This window comes from Rosistilla oblonga, from assembly GCF_007751715.1.
Classification (GTDB): Bacteria; Planctomycetota; Planctomycetia; order Pirellulales; family Pirellulaceae; genus Rosistilla; species Rosistilla oblonga.
Genome location: NZ_CP036292.1, coordinates 1,351,105 through 1,370,631, shown reverse-complemented (window position 1 = coordinate 1,370,631; position 19,527 = coordinate 1,351,105). Strand labels below are relative to the sequence as shown.

Annotated in this window: 15 protein-coding genes and 1 tRNA gene; 10 read left to right on the top strand and 6 right to left on the bottom strand. The window is 58.9% G+C overall.

Translation table 11 applies throughout. The annotated features are described in order from the left end of the window. Positions 1-130: 130 nt before the first annotated feature. A complete protein-coding gene (locus CA51_RS04875) occupies positions 131-1,093 on the top strand; it encodes a DHH family phosphoesterase (protein ID WP_145118310.1) in 963 nt (320 codons plus the stop codon). A gap of 108 nt (positions 1,094-1,201) precedes the next feature. Here CA51_RS04875 and CA51_RS04870 read toward each other — a convergent pair whose 3' ends face one another. Continuing rightward, on the bottom strand, positions 1,202-1,942 hold the full coding sequence (locus CA51_RS04870) for a 3-keto-disaccharide hydrolase (RefSeq protein WP_145118308.1): 741 nt from the start codon (positions 1,940-1,942) through the stop codon (positions 1,202-1,204). A gap of 250 nt (positions 1,943-2,192) precedes the next feature. On the opposite strand from CA51_RS04870, the gene hemB reads away from it, so the two are divergent. The 3 genes from hemB (at position 2,193) to queC (ending at position 5,501) form a co-directional block, all read left to right on the top strand. After that, positions 2,193-3,191, top strand: a complete 999-nt coding sequence (gene hemB, locus CA51_RS04865; protein WP_145118306.1) for a porphobilinogen synthase — start codon at positions 2,193-2,195, stop codon at positions 3,189-3,191. Positions 3,192-3,299: 108 nt separating this feature from the next. Continuing rightward, complete coding sequence (locus CA51_RS04860; protein ID WP_145118304.1) at positions 3,300-4,781, top strand: deoxyribodipyrimidine photolyase; 1,482 nt, start codon at positions 3,300-3,302, stop codon at positions 4,779-4,781. Between the two features lie 33 nt (positions 4,782-4,814). Beyond that, the gene (gene queC / locus CA51_RS04855) at positions 4,815-5,501 is read left to right on the top strand and encodes a 7-cyano-7-deazaguanine synthase QueC (protein WP_145118302.1); all 687 of its coding nucleotides are present in this window, start codon (positions 4,815-4,817) and stop codon (positions 5,499-5,501) included. A 289-nt stretch (positions 5,502-5,790) separates the two neighbouring features. Here the strand turns inward: queC and CA51_RS04850 are convergent, their stop codons facing one another. The 4 genes from CA51_RS04850 to CA51_RS04835 all read right to left on the bottom strand — a co-directional run bounded on the left by CA51_RS04850 (position 5,791) and on the right by CA51_RS04835 (position 11,658). After that, a complete protein-coding gene (locus CA51_RS04850) occupies positions 5,791-7,350 on the bottom strand; it encodes a tripartite tricarboxylate transporter permease (protein WP_197451600.1) in 1,560 nt (519 codons plus the stop codon). Continuing rightward, the gene (locus CA51_RS04845; protein WP_197451599.1) at positions 7,344-8,717 is read right to left on the bottom strand and encodes a tripartite tricarboxylate transporter substrate-binding protein; all 1,374 of its coding nucleotides are present in this window, start codon (positions 8,715-8,717) and stop codon (positions 7,344-7,346) included. The genes CA51_RS04850 and CA51_RS04845 overlap by 7 nt, the downstream gene beginning before the upstream one ends. Before the next feature lie 68 nt (positions 8,718-8,785). After that, positions 8,786-10,378, bottom strand: coding sequence for a sialidase family protein (locus CA51_RS04840; RefSeq protein ID WP_145118296.1), 1,593 nt, complete (start codon positions 10,376-10,378; stop codon positions 8,786-8,788). Positions 10,379-11,436: 1,058 nt separating this feature from the next. After that, a complete protein-coding gene (locus CA51_RS04835; RefSeq protein WP_145118294.1) occupies positions 11,437-11,658 on the bottom strand; it encodes a hypothetical protein in 222 nt (73 codons plus the stop codon). Between the two features lie 96 nt (positions 11,659-11,754). Between CA51_RS04835 and CA51_RS04830 the strand changes: the two genes are divergently transcribed. Then, positions 11,755-14,229: a DEAD/DEAH box helicase gene (locus CA51_RS04830; protein WP_145118292.1), complete on the top strand. Its 2,475-nt coding sequence runs from the start codon at positions 11,755-11,757 to the stop codon at positions 14,227-14,229. 799 nt (positions 14,230-15,028) lie between these two features. Here the strand turns inward: CA51_RS04830 and CA51_RS04825 are convergent. Next, positions 15,029-15,102, bottom strand: a tRNA-Asp gene (locus tag CA51_RS04825). Positions 15,103-15,439: 337 nt separating this feature from the next. Here CA51_RS04825 and CA51_RS25650 point away from each other — a divergent pair. The 5 genes from CA51_RS25650 (at position 15,440) to CA51_RS04805 (ending at position 19,527) form a co-directional block, all read left to right on the top strand. Next, positions 15,440-15,610, top strand: a complete 171-nt coding sequence (locus tag CA51_RS25650) for a hypothetical protein (RefSeq protein ID WP_197451598.1) — start codon at positions 15,440-15,442, stop codon at positions 15,608-15,610. 112 nt (positions 15,611-15,722) lie between these two features. Beyond that, entirely contained in the window at positions 15,723-16,709 is a 987-nt protein-coding gene (gene hflK / locus CA51_RS04820) for an FtsH protease activity modulator HflK (protein WP_145118290.1), read from the top strand. Between the two features lie 60 nt (positions 16,710-16,769). Continuing rightward, entirely contained in the window at positions 16,770-17,837 is a 1,068-nt protein-coding gene (hflC, locus tag CA51_RS04815) for a protease modulator HflC (protein ID WP_145118288.1), read from the top strand. Positions 17,838-17,920: 83 nt separating this feature from the next. Then, entirely contained in the window at positions 17,921-18,160 is a 240-nt protein-coding gene (locus CA51_RS04810) for a hypothetical protein (RefSeq protein WP_145118286.1), read from the top strand. 89 nt (positions 18,161-18,249) lie between these two features. Then, complete coding sequence (locus CA51_RS04805) at positions 18,250-19,527, top strand: BaiN/RdsA family NAD(P)/FAD-dependent oxidoreductase (protein ID WP_145118284.1); 1,278 nt, start codon at positions 18,250-18,252, stop codon at positions 19,525-19,527.

Below are 19,527 nucleotides of genomic sequence, written 5' to 3'. Positions count from 1 at the left end.
AGCCGCACCAAAGCAAAGCTTCCCTATGCCTCCTGGTGATCTATAAAGTTGTGGCGGCATTCCACGCAGAGCTTTCGCTGGCAACCGCAATTTCATCCAACCGCGGCAACTCCCCAACAAGGCGTCCCCGATGGCAACGTCCAAGAAACAGTATCGATTATTGACTCGCAGCGACTTCGACGGATTGGTATGCGCCATCCTACTCAAAGAGATGGGAATTCTCGGCGACATCAAATTTGTCCATCCCAAGGATATGCAGGATGGCATCATCGAGGTCACCGATAACGACATTTTGACGAACCTTCCGTACGTCAAAGGTTGCCATCTGTGCTTCGATCACCATGCGAGCGAAGCGACGCGAAACGAAGATGTTGGTAGCGAGGACTACATTTTGGTTCCGCATGCCGATTCGGCGGCCCGCGTGGTCTACGACTACTACGGCGGCAAGCAGCGTTTTCCCGAGATCAGCGACGATATGATGCTGGCTGTCGACAAAGCCGACTCCGCGAAATTTGACCTCGAAGAGGTTCTAAATCCAAGCGGTTGGGGATTGCTCTCCTTCCTGATGGATGCCCGCACCGGCCTGGGCCGCTTCCATGACTTCCGAATTTCGAACTATCACTTGATGATGGAATTGATCGATTGTTGCAAAAACTATTCGATTCAACAGATCCTAGCGCTCCCCGATGTTCAAGAGCGAGTCGACATTTATCGCGCCCATGAGAAATTGGCAAAAGACCAGATTCGACGCTGTTCGACAGTCTATGGGAACTTGATCGTATTGGACCTTCGCGACGAAGAGACGATCTATGCTACCAACCGATTTACGATCTATTCGCTGTTCCCACAGTGCAATATCTCGATGCATGTGCTGTGGGGCAAGATGCAGCAGAATACTGTCTTTACGATCGGCAAATCGATCTTCGACCGCAGCTGCAGCACCGATGTTGGCGAGCTGTGCCTGAAGTACAACGGCGGCGGGCACACCGCGGCCGGAACCTGCCAGGTCGCCCACGAAGACTCCGCCCGCGTGTTGGATGAATTGATCGGCCAGATCAACGAAGACGCGGGAATTACGACGTCGGTTGTTTAGGAGGGAGTTGAGTTGTTGCTTGCTGCTTTGGTGGCGTGGACCGTTTGTTGGTCTACGAAGCTATTGAAGAAAGGCGCTCGGCGGAGTCGAGTGGCCACCCGCGCAAACTCAGCCGCCGGTGGGAAGTTCGCGGATTCGCAGGTCGCGCCAGCGGACTTCCAGCGGCGGAGTGCCGTTGGGAACGCTGTGGACTTGCAAGCCGATGAAGCCGGTTGCGGGTGAGTTCTCGTCCAATAGATCTTCGACTTTGCGGCCGTTGACCCAAGTCTGAATTCGCGGTCCAACGACGCGGATCACAAATCGATTCCACTGGCCGTTGATCATCACGTCGTCGACGATCCGATTTTCGCTCAACCATCCACGGCCAGTCCCCTCGCTGTAGATGTAGCCCGATTCGCAAGCATTGTTCGGATCGTCCGACAGCGCTTCGATCTCGATCTGCGGCCCGCAAACGCGTCCGCCGTTAACATCTTTCTTGCTGAACGAACGGACCTGGACGCCCGAGTTCAATTTGTCGTCCAACAGGACCTCAAACGTCAGCTCGAAATCGGCGTATTCCTTTTCGGTGCACAGCAGCGACGTCGGGCTGCCAACAACCGACCGGCCGACGATCTGCCCCCCGTCATTGTGGTAGGTTGCGGTTCCGTTTCGAGGCACCCAGCCGAGCAAACCGACAAGTTCAACCATCGGTTTCCATCCGGCGGAGCTGATGTCTGGCGCGGCGATCCGCAGATCGCTGCCGCGGTTCTCAGCCGGCCGACTGCCCGTCCCCGCACTGCTCAACTGGCGCGGAAGCAGACAGCTTGTGATTGCGATCGCAGCAATCGTAAGTAATCGCCAGCCAAACATAAACGATCCGCTCCAAAGTTGCCGACTCAGCGGTCGACGAATTAAGTTTGTCCTGTCATCTTAAAGGATCGCTGCGAGCGATGCCCACACAATCGTTGTTCCAATCTTGCGGAATCGCGAAACTCAATCAATGGAGATTGGGCAAGCTAGTGGGGAAATTGAGATTTCATTTTGCTCGCTCCGCAATTCGGCCGGTATCGGCCCCCCTCCATAACACTCAACTTTGAAACTGCAGCCATAGGAAACCATCATGTCTCCACGCGGTGAATATCCGACCACGCGCATGCGACGCGTCCGCCGATTCGATTGGTCGCGACGATTGGTCCGCGAAAACGGACTCACCCCCAACGATTTGATCTGGCCCGTCTTTGTTGTCGACGGAGAGAACGTCCGCCAACCGATCGCTTCGATGCCGGGCGTCGAGCGGTTGTCGATCGATCTGCTGGTCCAAAGCGCCGCCGAGGCGGTTGAACTGGGTATCCCCGCGATGGCTCTGTTCCCCGTCACCCCTTCGGATAAGAAGACGCCTGGAGCCGAAGAGGCGATCAATCCGGAGAACCTTGTCTGCCGCGCGGTCCGCGCTGTCAAAGCGAAAGTTGGCGATTCACTGGGGATCATCTGCGACGTCGCACTGGATCCCTACAGCAGTCACGGGCACGATGGGCTTTTGAAAGATGGCTACGTCGTCAACGATGAAACGATCGAAGTCTTGTGCCAGCAAGCGATCGTACAAGCTCAAGCCGGTTGCGACGTGATCGCGCCGAGCGACATGATGGACGGCCGGATCGGCGCGATCCGCAAACATCTCGACCAAGCCAACCTGCACGACACCCAGATCATGTCGTACGCCGCCAAATACGCGTCGGCCTTCTACGGTCCGTTCCGCGAAGCTGTCGGTTCGGGCAAGAACCTGGCCGGTGGCGACAAGAAGACCTACCAACAGGATCCGGCTAACACCGACGAAGCGCTCCATGAGGTCGCGTTGGATTTGGCTGAAGGAGCCGACATGGTGATGGTCAAACCGGGGATGCCGTATCTGGATGTCGTCCACCGCGTGAAGGATACGTTTTCGGTCCCGACGTTTGCTTATCAGGTGAGTGGCGAATATGCGATGTTATCAGCGGCGATCCAGTGCGGTTGGTTAGCTAGAGAACAAGTCGTCCTCGAAAGTTTGCTCGCCTTCAAGCGAGCCGGGGCCGACGGAATCCTGACCTACTTTGCCATCGACGCCGCCCGCTTGATGCAGTGATTGTTTAGCGAGGCAAGCAGATGGTCGCCTTTCGCTCCGCGAAAGTGCGCACGACCAACGCACTTTCGCGCTGCGAAAGGCGACTAACTCTTGTCCCGAAAGCCTTGAATGACTCGCATCCCCGAACTGCGCATCCGCGACCTCAACGCGAAATCGGTCCGCCCCGACGGACAGTTTGTCCTCTATTGGATGATCGCCAACCGGCGGACTCGCTATAACTTCTCGCTGCAACACGCGGCGTCTCTCGCGCAAGAACTCGGCCGGCCGCTGATCGTGCTCGAAGCCTTGCGTTGCGATTACCCCTGGGCCAGCGACCGCCTGCACCGCTTCGTCGTGCAAGGGATGGCCGACAACCGCGCTGCCTTGGCCGATGCCAATCTCCGCTACTACGCCTACGTCGAACCAAGCGTCGGCGATGGGCGAGGTTTGATCCAACAGTTCGCCCGCGACGCCTGTGCGATCGTGACCGATGACTTTCCCTGCTTCTTCATCCCCGCGATGTTGCGGTTGGTCTCACGGCAGGTCGATGTGGCGATGCAAGCTGTCGATTCCAACGGCCTGTTGCCGATCCGTGCCACCGAAAAAGTCTTTGCCAGAGCGCACGATTTCCGTCGCTTCCTGCAAAAGAATCTGAAGCCGCATTTGAGCGAGATGCCCAAGCTGGCGCCGCTGCAAGGCTTCCGATTGTCCCCCCCCCCGCCGATCCCCGATGCGATTCTCGAGCGTTGGCCCGAGGCAACCGATACACTGTTGCAAGCTTCGCCGGAACAGTTGTCCGCGCTGCCGATCGACCACGACGTCGGACCTGCTGCGTTCGACGGAGGTTCTGTCGCCGTCGCGGCGACGCTCGATTCATTCATTTCGCAACGCCTGCCGCGATACGGTGAGGGTCGCAACCAACCCGAATCCGACGCGTCCAGCGGTCTGTCGCCCTACCTGCACTTTGGCCAGATCTCGACGCACGATGTCTTTGCCGCCATCGTCGAGCGCGAACAATGGTCTCCCGATCGCTTGGCTGCGAAAGCGAGCGGATCGCGCGAGGGGTGGTGGGGAATGAGCGAAGAGGCGGAGAGCTTCCTGGACGAATTGATCACATGGCGCGAGGTCGGTTTCAACTTTTGCGTCCACCGCCGCGACTACGATCGCTACGAATCGCTCCCCGATTGGGCTCAACAGACGCTGGGAGAACACGCTGACGACGAGCGTGAGTTCATCTACTCGCTAGAGCAATTCGAAGCTGCAAAAACGCACGACGATCTCTGGAACGCAGCTCAGCGGCAATTGGTTCGCGAGGGGCGGATGCACAATTATCTGCGGATGTTGTGGGGCAAGAAGATTTTGGAATGGACCCCCACACCGCAGGTCGCGTTGCAGGTGATGCTTGAATTGAACAACAAATACGCTGTCGATGGTCGCGATCCGAATTCGTATTCGGGCATCTTTTGGGTGCTGGGGCGTTACGACCGCGCCTGGCAAGAACGAGATGTTTTCGGCAAGATACGTTTTATGAGCAGCGAGAACACGGCGCGGAAACTGAAAGTGAAAAAGTATCTGCAGCGATACGCCGCCGATGCCTCGCCCGCTCGCTGATCGAATCACGACGCGTTTTAGAAAGCAGTGCAAATGACGAAACCAGCCGTTGTCCTCCTGTCCGGTGGACTCGATTCCGCCACCTGCCTAGCGATCGCTCGCCGCGATGGCTTCGATCCGCATGCGATCAGTTTCCGTTACGGCCAGCGTCACGAAAACGAACTCGATTGCGCCCGCCGCGTCGCGGATCATCTAGGCGTCGCCAAGCATGTCGTCGTCGACATCAACTTGGGGCAGTTCGGCGGATCGGCCCTGACCAGCGAGATCGCGGTCCCCAAACACGATTCGATCGACCAGATCGACGATGCGATCCCGGTCACCTACGTCCCCGCTCGCAATACGGTCTTCCTGTCGCTGGCCCTTGCCTGGGCCGAAACGCTCGACGCCCGCGACATCTACATCGGCGTCAACGCATTGGACTACAGCGGATATCCCGACTGTCGCCCCACGTTTATCGAACAGTTCCAACGGCTCGCCAACTTGGCGACCAAAGTTGGCGTCGAATCCGATGGCGATGCGATCAAGATCCACGCGCCGCTGATCGATTTGACCAAAGCAGAGATCATCGCCCAGGGACTCAAGTTAGGCGTCGACTACGGCCTGACGCTCAGCTGTTACGATCCCGCCGACGGCCAGCCTTGTGGCCACTGCGACGCCTGCCTGCTGCGCAACAAAGGTTTTGCCGAAAACGACCTCACCGACCCCAGCCTCGCCGGCTAAGCGCTCTCTCATCGCTCCCTTCAGCTTCGCCGCGTGAAGCACTGATAACGTCACCCTCCCCCAAACGAAGTTTGGTAGGGGAGGGTCGAACGAGCGAAGCGAAGTTCGGGGAGGGGCGACGCCCGGCAAATTCGGGCCGGTCTAACCTAGTGGTAGGCCCGCCCCGAAAAACTCGCTAAACGCTTGTTTTCCGACCCTACCTGCTTCGCCGGGCGGGTGAAGTTTCCTAACACTTCACCCTCCCACATAGAGCTTGAAAGGGGCCGCGAACCGGCGAAGCAAATCAAATTCACGTCGCTTGGCGATCACGGCGGCGGAAGGATTCGACGAGCATCGATCCGACGAGGATTACAAACAGTGTGGCCAAGGCGATCGAGAGTGGGCGTTGGACGAGGCCAGCGATGTTCCCGTTGGCTGCGGTTAGCGATTGAACCAAGCGTTCTTCCAGCGGTCCGCCCAAGATGATCCCCAGCACGACCGGGGCCGTTGGCATCCGCAGCCGGACCAAGACAAAGCCCAAGATGCCCATCGCCAACATCGTTAACACATCGAACAGGCTGCCATTGAGCGCATACGAACCTGTGACACAAAACGCGACGATCAACGGAAACAAGACAGCTTTTGGAATCTGCACGATCGTCCCGCTGACACGAATCGCCAACAAACCGACAGGCAGCAGGACCAGGTTGGCGAGGATAAACAGCAGGTAGATCGAATAGACCAGCGGCAGTTGTTCATCGAAAATCTGAGGCCCCGGCGTCAGGTTCTTCATCATCAAGACGCCGATCACGATCGCGGTGATCGAATCGCCCGGGATGCCGAAGACCAATGCCGGAATCCAGCTGCCTGCCAGCGAAGCGTTGTTGGCCGTCGTTGCATCGCCGATCGAATCGAGCGAGCGACGCTGCGATTCGACTTCGCCCTCGTCGCCAGTGACCGCCTGAGCTTTCTGCTGCATCCGCCGCGATGCAGCAAACGCAACCCACGACGCGATGTCGCATCCGGCACCGGGAAGCATCCCAATCAGAACGCCAATCCCTCCGGACCGCAACGTCGACATTTTCCGTCGCCGCAGACGGTCGCCGATCTCTTGCAAAGTGAGAGCCAGCGAATTTGTGGATCGTTGCAACGTCGGCGCGACTGGCGGACGTGGCTTGGCCGGCGCAGCTCCGCCAACAAGATTCAGCAGCACTTCGGACATTCCAAACAGTCCGATCATCGCGGGGATAAAGGAGATCCCAGAATAGAGCGAAGCGATCCCCAGCGTGAAGCGAGGTTCTTGATGCGCCGCACTCAGCCCGATCGTCGAAAAGAACAACCCCAACAACAGGCTCAAAACCGCTTTGCTGCGAGGGCCCTCGGCGACGATCACTGCACACGTCAGTCCGATCAGGAACAACCAAAAGTACTCGGTGACGGAGAACCAACCCGCGGCTTGAGCGAGCCAGCCGCCCAGCATCATCATCGCGATCGCCCCAAAGATTCCGCCGATCACGCTGCAGACCAGTCCCAAACGCAAGACGCGTTGCGCTTCGCCGCGACGCGTAAATGCGTAAGCGTCGTCGACATAAGCTGCCGACGCGGGCGTGCCGGGAATCCGCAACAGCACCGTCGGCAGATCGCCAGCGAAGATCGCACAAGCGGCCATCGTGATGATCGCCGCGATCGCCGCGATCGGATCCAACCAATAGGCCATCGGCACGAACAACGCCACCGCCATCGTTGCCGTCAGCCCGGGAATCGCGCCGACAAATACGCCGTAGAGCGCCGCAGCGATCACGATCAACCAGACATCGCCGCGGGAAAAGACCTGCGTCGCGGCTTCGGTGAATGCTCCGATATCTACCACCCCAGCCACCCCCAGGGCAACGGAACGCCCAACGTCCGAGCGAACAATTGATACAGCAGCGGTGCGGCCAACAGCGTGACTCCGACGGTCTGTCGCCGCGTCGCACCAAAGACGATCACAAGAAGCCACATCAGCGCGGCGGTTGCCAACACATAACCAATCGTTTCACAGGTCGCGACAAAAGCCGTCACCGCCAAGATCACAACGGCCGGGCGAATCCAACGCGACCACGAACTGTCGTCGCTTTCCTCCGCCACCGACGGTTCGGTTGCAACCGCGGCTTGGCTGCGGCAAGCCGGAACGACAAAGATCAGCCCCAGAATCCCCAAGCAGATCGGAAAGAAATAGGGACGGACCACCGCTGTTTGCGATTGGACAAACGCGGGGCTGCCGAGCGTCTCGGCAAATTGCCGATCCGATCGACTCAAGAACTCCGTAAATTCCGACGCGTCGGCGATCGACGTCTGAAACCCGCCAGAGTCCATGAACTCCGCGAATTTCGGACTGCGAGAGAGTCTGTCGACTGCAGCTTCCAGCACCGCTACCCGCTCTGGCGGCACGCCGCGTGGGCACAACAGGCCGCGCCAACTGGATAGACTCCAATCGTCTCCCTGCTCGCGAAACGTCGGCACGTCGGGAGCCGCAGGAGATCGCTCGTCGGCCATCAGTCCGAGACAGCGGATCTCGCCAGCATCGAGCATCGCACGGGCTTCGGGGATCGAACAGCAGACCAGATCGATGCCGCCGGCCATCAGCTCTTGCAGCGACGGGGCCGCACCGTTAATCGAAATCCAGTTCACCGATTCGCTTGGCAACCCGCACTGGGCGACCCAGCCGATCAGAGCGGCATGCCAAATTCCACCCGCTGCGGTGCCGGAAGCGTTCATCGGTTCAGCTCTCTCGGCCAACGCGGCGTCCACATCGGCCAAGCTGTGCCAGTCGGAACGCTTGTGAACGAACAGCGCCGCCGGATCGCGGTTCAGCAATCCCAGCGGTTGGTAGTCGTCGGGCCCCACGGCGCTTAAGCCGCGATGATGCAGCATGTTTAATTCGACCGTCGCAAGCGTCAGCGTGTATCCATCGGGACTGGCCAACGCACCGCGAGAATGCCCCGTCACGCCGCCACCACCGGTTGCGTTGACAACGTTCACCGGAACACCCAGCTCTTCTTCCAACTGCACCGCCACCTGCCGCGCGATCCGATCGGTGCCACCTCCCGCCGACCAAGGGCAGATCAACGTCAGCGGTCGCGATGGAAATTCTTGATTGCTGCCACACCCCATAACAAAACACGAAACCGCAACCATCGCGGCGCACAAAACGCGAGCGTGTCGAAAGGTCTCACGTTCCGAAAACAAATGCTTCAAGGAGGATTTACACAGCAAATCAAATAGAGGTTCGCAATAGGAAGGTCTGTCGGTCGCCATCGTCTTCATTAGCGATAGAAGACCGGGACCGCCCATTTGCCAAATTTAATCGTCTCCCCTTGGGAGCAATCCTTTTGATACAGCGTGCAGAAATTGGCGGGCGATTTTGGATCGAAGAGTCGGATTTCGGGATTCGCGACAGCTCGGAAGCCTTGTTCGATCAAACGCTTCGACTGAGAATCCCTGTTGCGATCCGGCGCTGGCGTGAGGAACCAAACCGTTCCCGCAGCCTCACACGTGACCGTTTTCTCTCCATCCAGCGGCACCTTCAGGAAAGAAACCTCGGGCAAACCGGCTGGCAATTCGGCAGCGGTATAGCCACGATCGGTGAAGAGCTTGACGCCGCCAACAAACGGTTGCGCGGTGAACGATCCACCAGTCAATTGGCCCTTCTTGCTTTTGCTCAACGGCACGCCATCGGGATTAGCTCGCACGGTAACCGGAGGTTTCTCTTTCCCACCAGAGGCTTGGCTGACGACTCGCCGCAAACGAACGTCGCCGCTGACATCGCGTCCGGCAGCGACATCCTGTTCGCGAAAATGAGCCGTCAGGATTTGGCGTGCATCGGTGCGGCTGAAGTCGTAAACGATATGGATCATCCCGTCGGCGGTCTGCTGTCCATCGGGATACGAGACGCCACCGCGCTCATCCAACAACAACCCTCCGCTCCAACTGGCGCCATCGTCGCTGGAGACAAACGCCATCAAGTGCGATCGTCCCGTCCGCCGGTCGACCGGACCGTGTTTTACTAACAACAGATTCCCCGACGCCAATCGACGCACAAAAAAGCGAGCGCTCGGATGCTGGATCGTCGAAGGCGTCAGTTCGGGCCAGGTTTTGCCGCGATCTTTGGAAACCGATTGCCCGATTCCGTAATTGGTACGGACCAGCATCCACAGCGAACCGTCTTTGCGTTCGACAAACATGTGCTCATCAAACTGGCGGTCTTTCACCGGCACATTGCAGGCACCGCGCAACGACCACGTTTTCCCTTGGTCTTCCGAAACAATCATTCGGGCACTTTCATCGGTCTCCCGCCACGTCGATGCCGGCAACACCCACTCGCCCGAACTCAGCACCGTCGGCTTGCACATCATGATCCCGTCGGTCAACCGCTGCGGTTCGCTCCAAGTCGGGTTTTCGGAATCGGGTTGATCGGTCGAAACGCACCAAACGCCGGCGATGCTGCCGCCGTGGCCAACCGCTTGGGCCCAGAACACAAACAACCGACCGTCCGGGGCCATCCACAGCTCGGGATCGTAGGCGCGAACAGGACCGCTGCCGTCGGGATCGACGATCAACACCTCTTTCCATGTCGCTCCGCCATCGCCGGAGGTGCTGACGACGACGTAGTTGTTGTGGTCCTCGCCCGGCGTGATGCCGGCATACCAGTTCGCCCACATCCGCCCGCCCGGCGCCACGGCCAAACTGGGAATGCCCTGAAACGCACGGTTGGTGACCGCGTGGTCCTCGGGCAACGGAGCTCCTACGTGTGCGGGAGCTTTGAGGAAACTTTCATCAGCTAATCCAACGCTGGCGCAGCAGACCAGCGTCAACAACAGGGGGAGCGTGCGATGCAAGCAAAGCGTCAAGCGTGTCATGAGGTGATTCATCGGTGGGAGTATTTTTTTGTGGAGTGGCGGGGAAACGCTCGCAGCCGCAATCGTTGGGGTGAGAGCAAACGCCTGTGGAGGGATTTGATGATACACGCAGAGAAAGGACAATTCGAGACCTTGGGACTGGCGGCAATGGCAATTAGATAGACTCAGTTGCCGCTGCTGCGAGAGGGAGTGCCCCGTTGTCGGCTAAACGCTTGATTTTCCAAACCTCCCGGCTCCGCCGAGCGGTTGAAGGCGCATCGCTTCACCCGCCCCCAAACGCAGTTTGTAGGGGAGGGTCGAACGAGCGAAGCAATGTTCGGGGAGGGGAGTCGCGCGGCGGTCGCTGATGTTCGATCCGGCGGGCAGGCCCTCCCCGAAAAACGTCGCTGAACGCTCGTTTTCCGACCCTCCCGGCTCCGCCGAGCGGGTGAAGGCGCGTTGCTTCACCCTTCCCGAAAAATTCGCTCAAGGCTCGTTTTCCGTCGCTCCCGGCTTCGTCGGGGGCGGGCGCAAAAGAAAACCCGCCCGCCAGGCACAAGGTGAACCTGACGGGCGGGAGTTTTTATCTCGCTCAGGACCATGCGACTCGACAGGAGACAACCTTTTCGTGTTCTCAATAACGAACACCGTTGTCTGCCGAATTCGCTATCGGCTGATCGGCCGAAAGGTGATTCGCGAGTGGGGTGGCTGCCTGAGCTGGCAGCCCGCCGGCTGAGCTACGGGTTACCACCCCGTTGGCAAGTACAGCAATATTCCACTTGAACACCTCCCTTCAGATAAACCTGGTTTGGCAGCAGCGGCCCGGGGCCAACCAGAGTGGACCGCTTGTTCTGCTCGGAAGTCAATCGTCGCGACGCGTAAATCGCGACCCAACATATTCAGGATTGGCGGGTGGGCTGAAAAAGGCAAATAGAATTTGAATTAGGCGGCTGAGTGGTTGGCACGATCAAATCCCCAATCCGTTGCAAGATAGAGACTTACGCCGCATTGGTCGCCCAAAAACAATTTCCTACAGCCAGCTTCTGAAGTGGCCAGCTGGACTCGATTTTGCCGTCGAATCAGGCGATATCGATCTCGAATAAAATGATCACCATCACGTCCGACGCGGAGAACGAACTCATCGGTCCGGTGCCGCCGCCACCGCTCTTGGGGGCGATATTCCCCTCGAGCTTGACGACCTTGCCCCCTTTTTTATGCAGTCGAGCGATCCATCGATTGATCTCGACCTCCAATTGGTCCAATTCGCTTTCGATGCTTTTGAAGATCTTGACCTGTTGCATTAGTTCCGTCCGGTTCTCGGCGACGCACGACTGGTTAAATTCGATGCGTGGCAGTATCGTCTGTCGCGTGCCCCAGATCAACTCACGAGACCCACGATGCAAGAATCACCAATCGATCGCGACCAATTAGCGGTCGAATATTTGGAACTGCTCCCCTACGAACCCTACCCCGTTCAAGAGGAGGCTTTGCTGGCGTGGTTCTCCGAGCCCCAAGGGGTTCTCGTCGCCGCACCGACCGGGACCGGCAAGACGCTGATCGCCGAGGCGGCCGTCTACGAGGCCCTGAAGACGGGGAAGCAGATGTATTATACGACTCCGCTGATCGCGTTGACCGATCAGAAACTGGTCGAGTTGCAGGAGACGGTCGTCCGCTGGGGCTATCCCGCCGAATCGGTTGGCCTGGTCACCGGCAACCGCCGCGTCAATCCCGACGCTCCGATCCTGGTCGTCGTCGCCGAGATCCTGCTGAACCGTTTGCTGAACCGCGAGGCGTTCGACTTTGCCGACGTCACCTCGGTCGTGATGGATGAATTCCACAGCTTCAACGACTCGCAGCGCGGCATCGTTTGGGAATTGACTCTCGGGATGTTGCCCGAACATGTCCGGACGCTGCTGTTGAGTGCCACCGTCGGCAACTCGGTCGAGTTCGTCTCGTGGCTGTACCGGTCGCACAATCGGCGGCTGCGATTGGTGCAGGGGACCGAGCGGAAGATCCCGCTGCAATACTGGTGGGTCGACGATCAATTGATCGGCGAATTTGCCGAGAAGATCACCGAGGGATCGCCCGAGGTGCGGCGGACGCCGGCACTGATCTTCTGTTTCAATCGCGATCACTGCTGGCTGACCGCCGAACAATTAAAGGGAAAGGGTTTGGTCGACGCGGCGCAGAAGACCGAACTGGCCAACATCCTCAACGCCGAAGATCTCTCCGAAGGAGCCGGCCCGAAGATGAAGCAGATCTTGATGCGAGGCGTCGGGATCCACCACGCGGGGATCCTGCCGCGCTACCGTCGTTTGGTGGAGTCGCTGTTCCAGAAGAAACTGTTGAGCGTTTGCGTCTGCACCGAAACCCTTTCGGCCGGGATCAACCTGCCCGCGCGATCGGTCGTGCTACCGTCGCTGTTAAAAGGTCCCAAGGGGAAGAAGAAAGTGGTCGAACCGAGTTCGGCTCACCAGATCTTTGGCCGCGCGGGGCGTCCGCAATTCGATACCGAAGGGCACGTCTTCGCCTTGGCTCACGAAGACGATGTCAAAATCTTGCGGTGGAAAGAGAAGTACGATCAGATTCCCGAGGACACCAAAGATCCGGGGTTGATGAAAGCCAAGAAACAGCTGAAGAAGAAGATGCCCAAGCGGCGTCAGGACGAAGCCTATTGGAACCTAACGCAGTTCGAACAGCTGCAGAACGCGGCTCCCGCGAAACTGGCCAGCCGCGGGCAGATGCCGTGGCGTCTGATGGCGTATCTGTTAGGCCATTCGTCCGACATTCAACCGCTGCGAGATTTTGTCGGCCGCCGGTTGATGAACGACAAAGAGCTCAAGAATGCTCAGACGCAGCTGAATCGGATGCTGGTCGTGTTGTGGTCGGCCAAATATATCGAACTCGATCCCAAACCAGCCTACGCTAGCGCCGATCCGACGCCGAAAAAGCAAGCCAACGACAAACAGTCGGGCGAAAAACCGGAGGCTCCCAAACCGCAAGGACTGTTCGGCGAGATCCTGCAGCAAATGGAGCCCGAACCGAAACCGGAGTCAGAGGCCAAACCAGCCACTACCGACGACGGTGCTCCCGATGAAGCGGCGATCGCGCGAGGCTACGACTACGAGAACTACAAACCGCTGACCGCCACGCCGACGCCGACGTTGGAGCTGTTGGTCCGGTTGCGGAGCATCCATCCACTGTACGGCGTTTACATGGCCGACCACATGCTCAAGGCCGACACCAACGAGAAGCTGTTGGCGTTGGAAAGCGTGCTGGATATCCCCGGCAACGTCGCTCGATCGGTCCGCGTGCCAGGCAAAGACGAGCTGCCGCCGGGGCCGCTGGCAACCGAAGTGCTCGATCCGCGACTGTTAAAATTGGGACTGGCGACAGCGGAGGAACTGGGAGCTGGCGGGGATGATGAAGAGGAGGACTCTGGGCCGCGCGGCCGCAAGTATTACGACGAACCACCGGTCCGCGTATTAACGCTCGGCGACAAACTGTACCGGATGTTCCATTCCGACGTCCCTGGCGTGCACGATGTTCGTGTGAACCCGGTTTGGATCGCGGGGGAGGTTCTCGAATACGGCGACTTCAACAAATACATCCTCGCCAAGAAGCTGCAGAAGCAGGAGGGGATCCTGTTCCGACACCTGTTGCGTTTGATCATGTTGATCGACGAGATGGCCGAGATCCCGCCGCTTGGCAGCACTCCGGAAACCTGGGAAGACATCCTGGACGACATCGCCGACCGGCTGACCGAGATCTGCCGCCGCGTCGATCCCGAGAGCACCGATGAAGCGATCGAAAACGCCACCGCCGGCGACGACCTGTTGCCTCCGGTCGTCCGCCGCAAAGCCCAGAGCTAAAACCGCAAAGCCGCAGCAGCATGCCCGAAGCCGCGGCAGCGGCGGCCGCATAAAGCCTACCGTGCAAACCGTAGGTCGCGGCGGACGCGATCGATGCGCGAGCCCTGGTTAGGGGCGTCACACGTGCGCAACCTGTCGCCACCTGCCGGGGCTTTTTTAATGATGGCCGATCGCGATCCTGCGGCTCGCGTCGCAGGCTTTATGCGATCGCCGCATCCGCGGCTTGCAACTTGCCCGAGGGGCGAAGCTCCGATCCTCTGCATAGCCCAGGTCAAGCGAAGCGAGCCCCGCGAGCGGAGTGCAGGCCTGGGTAACGTATTCGCGCTAAACAAACCACATCCTAAGCCGCGGCAGCGGCGGCAGCATAAAGCCTACGGTGCAAACCGTAGGTCGCGGCGGACGCGATCGATGCGCGAGCCCTGGTTAGGGGCGTCACACGTGCGCAACCTGTCGCCACCTGCCGGGGCTTTTTTAATGATGGCCGATCGCGATCCTGCGGCTCGCGCCGCAGGCTATATGCGATCGCCGCCTCCGCGGCTTGCACCGGTCCGGCAATTTGCCCGCGGCCGATCCGTTTTGTGCCTGTCCCCAAATCTCCCGCGTCATGCAAAACGCGCGGGGCGTTGCCGCCGCGGTTAAACGATACGATTGCACCACGTGATCGCGTGGACCTGGAGTGGGGCATGCGTTCCGACGGGCCATTCAAACGGAATCATCATCGTTTGGAATGGCCGGGGAACTGAAACTGCCAGCTTTGGCAGTCGCAGAAGGTGCCGCAAAATCACAGCACGTGAAGAAGCGACGCGGACGGGACTCGAACCCGCAACCTCCGGATCGACAGTCCGGGGCTCTAACCAATTGAGCTACCGCGCCTTGTAAGGCGTTTGGTCCTTGCGTTGATTTAACTCATCGTCACTTGGACGGACGAAGTATAGCCTGCATTTCAAAAAACGAAAATAGTGGGTCGGCAATTTTTTTGGATCGTAGCCATCTTCTCTTACCAACAAAAGCTATGGTTCCCTGGACCACTGCATTTACAGCTGCCGGTCCAACCCGGCGAGAAGCGTTTTCGCCTGGAAAATCCAAGCTTTTGCTGACCGTCACGCGGTGGAGCTCAACTCCGTCCCAGCCCCGGAAAGCAGATCTTGCGGTTGCCGCAATGGAGAATCTGACTCCCTTGCGATCCCTGTCGAATCGGAAAGGAACTGCTATGCTCGGTAAACTACTGATCGGTTTTAGCTTCAATCAATGGTGGCGAGGCGCGTCGCGCGAACTCGCCGACTACTACAACAAAATGGATACCACGCAGTGGGGCATCATCGCTTCGCTGTTTGTCGTCGCCGGATTTTTACTGTTGCGATCCTCGGCGCTGAAACGCTAGCCGAAATCGCCAAAGTTTTCGCGCCCTGAATCGCTCGCGATTGGGCCTAGAAGACGAATGACCGTTGCAAACGGACATTCAATTGACCACTCGCAAACTGCTGGAATGAGTTGTGCCTCAGAATTTTGATCCCGATGAAATCCGCCAAGCTACCCGCCAAGTCCTCTCTACCGGCATCATCGCGATGGCGGCGATGCTTGTAATCTATGTCGTCTGGAGCGGCGTCTATACGGTCCGCGAATACGAGCGAGCTGTCGTGCTGCGATTCGGCCGCTACCACAGCGAAGTCGGCCCTGGGCTGCACTTCAAATTGCCCTGGATCGACCGCCGCGTCCTGATCGACACCAGCGAGCGAAGTCTGCGCCTTCCCTCGGGAACGCAGGACACCAGCACTCGCGGCCAGCAGATGAAGATCAACAAAATGGAAGAGGAGCAATCCTTGATCCTGACCGGCGACCTGTTTGCCGCGGTGGTCGAATGGACCGTCATCTGGCGAGTCACCGACCCGCAAGAGTATGTCTTCAGTATCAACGAGCGGCAGGTCGAAGATACGATCCTAGCGGTCGCTCGCAGCACGATGCACCGCGTCGTCGGCGATTATTCGGCCGACGAAATCCTGACGGGCAAGCGGAACGAGATCGCTGCGGCGGCGTTGGAAGAGATGACCGAACAACTGGCGGTCTACCAATGTGGCGTTTCGGTCGTCGATCTGCAGCTGCAACGCGTGACGCCGCCCGAACGCGTCCGCCCCGCCTTCGACGACGTCAACGCGTCGATCCAACAGCGCGACCAATTGGTCAACGAGGCACGGCGCGAGCGGAACAAGATGATTCCGACGGCGATGGCTAACAGCGATAAATTGATTCGCGAAGCGGAGGGTTACGCTGCCCGCCGCCGCGCCGAAGCGGCTGGTGAGATCGCCGCGCTGCTGTCGAAATACGAGAGCTACAAAGAAGCTCCCGAAGTGACCCGGCAACGGATGTATCTGGAGTCGATGGAGCGAGTGCTTTCGACAAGCGGCCCCAAGACGATCCTCGACAGCGACTTAAAAGGTCTCCTGCCCATGCTGAACTTGAACCCCACGGCCACCGCCCCGTAACCCGCCGCGCGTGTTCGACCGGTTCCCAAGTTCTCCTACAAAAAAAGCAGCTACCTCACAATGAAACCTGAAACTGTGATCAATCTATTACGTGGACTCGCCCTCCTAGCAATCCTGCTCGTCCTCGCTCCCTTCTTCTGTTTCGTGATCGATGAACGCGAGATGGGAGTCGTGATGCGGTTCGGCAAACCGGCTCGCGAAAAAGTCGAGCCGGGCGTCTATTACAAATTGCCGTTTGTCGAAACGGTCCGACGGCTTCCCAAGACGCGTCAGTTCTGGGGAGACAGCCGGCGATTCCTGTTGCCCGACCTGCCGACGCGTGACGACAAGAAGATCGAACTGATCCCTTGGGCGATGTGGCAGATCGACGATGCTGCGACTGGGCCGACCACGTTTGTGCAGCGATTGCGGACGATCGAAAACGCCGAGGAACGGGTGGCACAGATCTGCCGCAGTGCGATCCGCGACGTGATCACGCAATACGACCTGGCCGAACTCGTCCGCAGCACCAACCGCACGCTGACCCTCTCGGGCGATCAACAATTGCTGGACGACGAACTGGCCGAAGTCGGCGAGAGTCAAGCCGAACAGATGCTGGTCGAACTGGAAGAGAAGAGCGAATCGAATTCGAAGGAGATCCTCGCCGGTCGGAGCAAGATCCTCGACCAGATCAAAATCGAAGCCCAACGGCGACTGGCCAGCAAGGATGATCAAGAAGGGATCGGCCGCGGCATCCGCTTGATCGATATCGGGATCTCGCAGATCGCGTTTGTCGACAGCGTTCGAATTAAAACGTTCGATCGTTGGATCGCGGAACGGGAATCGATCTCGGCGCGGAACGTCAACGAAGGAGAACGTTTGAAAGCGGCGATCATCAATGAAACCAACGCCGAGGTGCAGAGCATCGAAGGCAAGGGGCAACAGCAGGCCAGCGAAACCAAAGGGCAGGCCGACGCCGACGTGATCAAGAGTTATGCTGAAGCGATGAACGAAGTGGGCGAATTTTATACGTTCGTCCGCACGCTGGAGGCTTACGAAAAGGCGATCACCAAGGACAGCAGCTTGATCCTGACGACCGACAGCGAGTTTTTCGGACTGCTGAAAAAACTCGAGCCGCTGAAAAAGTAGCCTGCGACGGCAATGCCCTTCCAGTGCGTTCGTCGCTGAGCGCCGATACAATAGATGAATGGCATTTGCGTACGTTGAAACCGATGACTAACCCAATAACCGATCAAATTCGCGAACTACGCCATCGGCTTGCTGCCGATTTCGACAACGACCTCGATCGGATCTATGCCGACCTGCAGCGAAAAGAGAAGGCATCCGGACGGGTCGTGATCGACCTACGCGGCGAACGAGTCGCGACGGATTGCCAGGCGATGCAGCAGAGCGGCGGCGGGAAGCTTTCGCCAGCGGACCATAAATCGCCACCACCTCTTGGTGAGCGGTAGAGTTCGCCACGCATCGACAACAAAAATGAAAATCCCCGCATCGGGAACGTCCGCGCGACGACCGAGCACGATGGAATGTGACGCCCCGAATGCAAAATGACTTCGACATCGTAGTAATTGGGGCCGGTGCGGCCGGGATGATGGCCGCCGCCGAGGCAGCTCGCCGAGGCCGCAGCGTTTGCGTCTTGGAAAAAGCGAACAAGGCGGGGGTCAAGATCTTGATGTCCGGCGGTACTCGCTGCAACGTGACTCACGATTGCGATGCGGCCGGGATTATGGAAGCCTTCGGCAAGAACGGTCGCTTCCTGCGGCAAGCGCTCGCCGAACTCTCTCCCACCGACGTCGTTCAAATGTTCCGCGACTTAGGCGTCCCAACCAAGGTCGAGCCCGGCGGCAAGATCTTTCCCGAAAGCGACAGAGCGTTGGATGTCTGCCAAGCGTTGCAGCGCCGGATGACCGAAAGTGGCGCGACGCTGCGATTGGGAGCGGCGGTCCAAAACCTCTCTCGCACCGAGACCGGATTCCAAGTCGATCTCGATGGCCAATCGCTGCACTGCCGATCGGTGATCGTGACCGTGGGGGGAATGTCCTATCCAGGCTGCGGCACCGTCGGCGATGGCTACAACTGGCTGCAAAAACTCGGGCACACAATCCTCACGCCCCGTCCTTCGCTGGTCCCGATCGTCGGCGGCAGCGCCTGGACATGGGAGCTGCAAGGGCTGACGCTCCCCGAGGCCCAAGTGACCGTTGGCAAACCGGGCGTTGCGAAGAAAAAGGGTGAACTGGCTCAGCGAACCGGCGGGCTGCTGTTCACTCACTTTGGATTCTCCGGCCCGACGGCGATGGATGTCAGCCGAGCGATCACCGCCGTCGAAGATCTATCGACGATCGAGCTGCGGATCAACGCGTTGCCCGGCTGGAACGACGATCGACTGAACAGCTGGTTCGATGCAAAACGGGCGAGCGAACCGAGCCGCCAGCTGGACAAAGCACTCTGCGAAATCCTGCCGCGACGACTGGCGAGCGCCTTGATCGAACAAGCTCAGGTCGCGGGAGAGAAACCGCTGGCCGAATTAAGCGGAGCCAACCGGCGACTGCTGGTCGAGGGGATGCTGCGAAATCGGATGCCGATCCAAGGGACGCGGGGCTTCAAAAAAGCGGAGGTGACCGCCGGAGGTGTCTCGTTAAAAGAAGTCGATCCGCGGACGATGCACAGCCGAATCGTCGACGGTTTGTACATTGCCGGAGAAATCCTGGACCTCGACGGTTGGATCGGCGGATATAATTTCCAGTCGGCGTTTAGCACGGGAACGGTTGCCGGTCGCAGCGCCGCCGAGTCGCTTCACGATGCCGACACGGGAGGTTAA